Below are 3,569 nucleotides of genomic sequence, written 5' to 3'. Positions count from 1 at the left end.
CATATATCCACACTTAGTGGGTAAACAAGGGAGAAAAGGATGGGAGTATCCCTTCCGAAATCCAACTTAATTTTTTTAAAAAAATGTCTTGACAAATGGGTTCACTTTATTGGAGGTGATATGAAATGTGCACAATCATAAACTCATCCCTATTACCGGCAGTAAGGCTTGGAATATCCTCTGCTGTTACCGTCTACAAGTTGCATGAGTCTCTTAGCGAAAATAGTTCTTTCCAACTTAAAACTAAAACACAAATCAATCAGAAACTTTTTGCAGTGGGCATCACCCTATCGGAATGTGGACGGTTAGATTATTTAAAATGTAGCGAACTAATGTTAAAAATGAAGGAGGGCCAATTTATATGAAAATTTGGGATAATGATAAAAAAGAATTTGAAGAAGATCTACCCACTAATCTTGAAACAGGATTATCCATAGCCGATAAGCTTTTAAGTATTGCAAAAAAGCTACCTTCAGGAAATGGTTATAAAAACAATATTTTAAAAACGTCAGTACTTCTCCAATCTTTACAAGAAGAAACCAAACAGAAAGATCGTATTTTATACGCAATCATAGAACTACGTAAGGTAGACAAGTTATCTGAAGAAGAATTTAAAATCATGATGTTAGCTTATACATCTACTTCAAAATTTTGAGGATTTCAAATTTAAAATTTTCAGACCGCCGTAACCCCTCCAAACTGACTAAACTTCATAGTTTGGAGGGGTTTGCAAGAGGCTATTTCAATGAATTGTACTTATTGCATTTTAAGTATCAAATCACCAATGCGAAACAGCAGGAAAACTGGAATTGATATCTTTTTATTGGATTAATCATCAAGAGTTCCCCAAACAAAAGCATTCTCTAATTAATGTCGCCTTGTAATGCCAATACTTTTTCTTTGTTTCCAAACTTCATCTTCTCCCACACTTTCTGTCTATTTTTAAAATCTTTAGAGCCATAAACATAGTAATGGTCCAAAACAAGGAGCCTAAGTAGCTTGGCAGCAAAAACATTATTTTGACTTCTATAATTATCATACTTATTCAGTACTAAATCCACAGCAATTATGCCAAATTCATTTAATTGTATAGAATCTCTTACTAAATCATATCCTATTATATGATTTAATGTCGACTGCGATATAACTGGCATCAATGCTTTATTAGCCACCGAACTAGCCAAGTTTCTTATCATGGCATATGACAAAAGGCCAAACAAATTATCCATTGAATTACTAAGTTTTCTGCTAATTTTTTCAATCTTATCCATTTCTATTTGAGACGGATTCGGTTGCAATTTTTTACGTATCTCTGCAAATATTCTCTCTATTCCGCCATACAGAATATCACTTGTATATGAAAGAGTTCTCATTCCCAAATTATAGGTTGTCTCCAATAAATCATTTTTCACAGTCCCTTTTATTGTTCCTGGATAATTTTTAAGAATTTGACCCATTACTTCTATCGTTTTAAAAGCATTATCCAAATTATATATCTCTTCCTTATCATCTTCAATAACATCTATATCTCTTTGCTTTTTGTTTTTCCGCTCTTGTATATCTTGCCTCTCTAATAATTCTTCCTGTCTTTTTTCAGTATCTTTTTCCGGTATAAAATCTGTTTTCAGATATTCATCAAACGACATCTTAATCGACTTATGTTCCCCAAAATCAAAGGTTAATTTATTCGAAAAAATATCTTTTGCATTATCCAATACAGTCTGAATTATAAAATCATCTTTGGAAAGATGGCATAAAAAAATCATTATATCCCCATATTCTTCCTCGTATAAATGCTGCGACATACATTGTATCTTCCTTTGCGCCCAGTCTTTACCAATATTATTTGCAAGATGTTTTGCAGTAAAATAATAGTGTATATAGGGATATCCAAAAAACACTTGCCCATCTTTTTCACTTAACAATTCAACTTTTCCATATTCGTGAATGTATTGTTCTGCGTTCGCATCCGTTTGAAAATCTTTATTATACTGGTACACTATATTTTTATATTGATCAATTGACATGACTCTTGATTCTGTATTCAACATGTATTCCGCTATATTCGTCAAAATTCCAAATGCAATATCTTTGTGAATATATTCACAATTTTGGTTCATCTCTAAAATCGACTTTGTTATTAGAAACTCATACAAATATCCATAATTACTTCTTTCTTGATTACTTCCATCTACGGAATATTCAAGTTGTTGAAGAATTATTAATATATGTGGGGGAATGCATGGCATATATCCATTTCCCCTGAGGACATCAATTGTAGACATCGCCTCAGATATCTTTTCTTTCACAATATCATCGACTATAACATCCCCTCCTTCTCTTAAATAATACCATTTTGATATAAGTTGATTTCTTCGCCTATATCCCATCTCACTAATTGAACAATGGACATAGTTACTTTTTTCATTATTCAAAGACTCATCCAAAAGTTCCAATTCAAAAGTAGTATTGGAAAAAGTTAATATATAATCGTAAAAATTATCAAAATAGTCTAATACTTCCTTTTTTGTCGCCCTATCACGTATTTTTTCAAAACCATCTAATATTAACACCTTATTTGATAACTCTAATTGCTTATACGCACCTACATATTCTTTCCCATACGCTTTTGAAATACAAATCTCTTCAATTTTACTTAAATTTTTATTTGATATTGTTCCAATTCCTGCACAATCAATTATTATGCAATATTTTCCTTTCTCAATAAAATCAAAAGCAATATTTTTGGCCAGTGCAGTTTTCCCTGCTTTGGCACCTCCTGAAAAAGAAATTCTTTTTGTTTTTAGGATATAATCTAATAGTTCATCGCCTTTAACTGTGACGCTATCCTTGTTTATATCATAATTATTATCCGTTTCTTTATATGCTTCTACATCTGGATATACATACAAATCTCTCATAGTCACTTTTTCTTTATGTGGATGAGAAATTCTAATATCTGCAGTTTCTAAATATTCTTGGAACTCTTTTTGGAAATATAAATATTTGTTATCTTTTATATTCAGCTTTCCCGATAGAGTATATGATATACTATACATTTTCCGGGCATCATCCCAATTATATACTTGGGTAGACTTTTCATCGCCTTCAATATAACTAATAATAAATCCACTGCTTTTTGCATCATCTCTTTCTTGCAATACTTCTCCATATTGTGCGTGATAAGTTGTGTCTCTCGTTTCGACAACTTCATTTCTTCCTAAATGTTCGTGCCCCACATAAATTAAATCAGATTTATTCATGACCCATCTGTTAAATTCGTTTCGGTCATTTGGATGCATCCAATTACTTGGGTGATGATATACAGTAATAACAATGTCCCCATCCTTAGTAATTTTTTTATATTCTTTGCTAGGGAAATACAAATTTCCTGGTTTTTCCCTTTTTTCTGTCAGCCATGCCGAATTAAGCAAATTCAATTTAATTATTTTTTTATCGTAAGCGCCAAATATTCCTGCGGATTTTCTAATACTCTGATTTCCTCTATAATTGCAGGCGAAAGATATTTAGACTATTTCACTACAATTACGGAGGATAGGTTATGGCAA

2 protein-coding genes are annotated in these 3,569 nt (G+C 31.7%); one reads left to right on the top strand and one right to left on the bottom strand.

Annotated elements, in window-relative coordinates:
- Nucleotides 1-361: 361 nt before the first annotated feature.
- Nucleotides 362-655 carry a hypothetical protein gene (locus tag ACTNB8_RS16100; RefSeq protein ID WP_441056087.1) on the top strand — a complete coding sequence of 98 codons (294 nt, stop codon included), beginning with the start codon at nt 362-364 and terminating at the stop codon, nt 653-655.
- Between the two features lie 208 nt (nt 656-863).
- Here the strand turns inward: ACTNB8_RS16100 and ACTNB8_RS16095 are convergent, their stop codons facing one another.
- The gene (locus ACTNB8_RS16095) at nt 864-3,440 is read right to left on the bottom strand and encodes a hypothetical protein (RefSeq protein ID WP_441056086.1); all 2,577 of its coding nucleotides are present in this window, start codon (nt 3,438-3,440) and stop codon (nt 864-866) included.
- Nucleotides 3,441-3,569 lie beyond the last annotated feature (129 nt).

Source organism: Blautia sp. HCP28S3_G10 (assembly GCF_052065235.1).
Lineage (GTDB): Bacteria > Bacillota > Clostridia > Lachnospirales > Lachnospiraceae > Blautia_A.
This window is presented reverse-complemented; position numbering and strand designations above follow the sequence as displayed.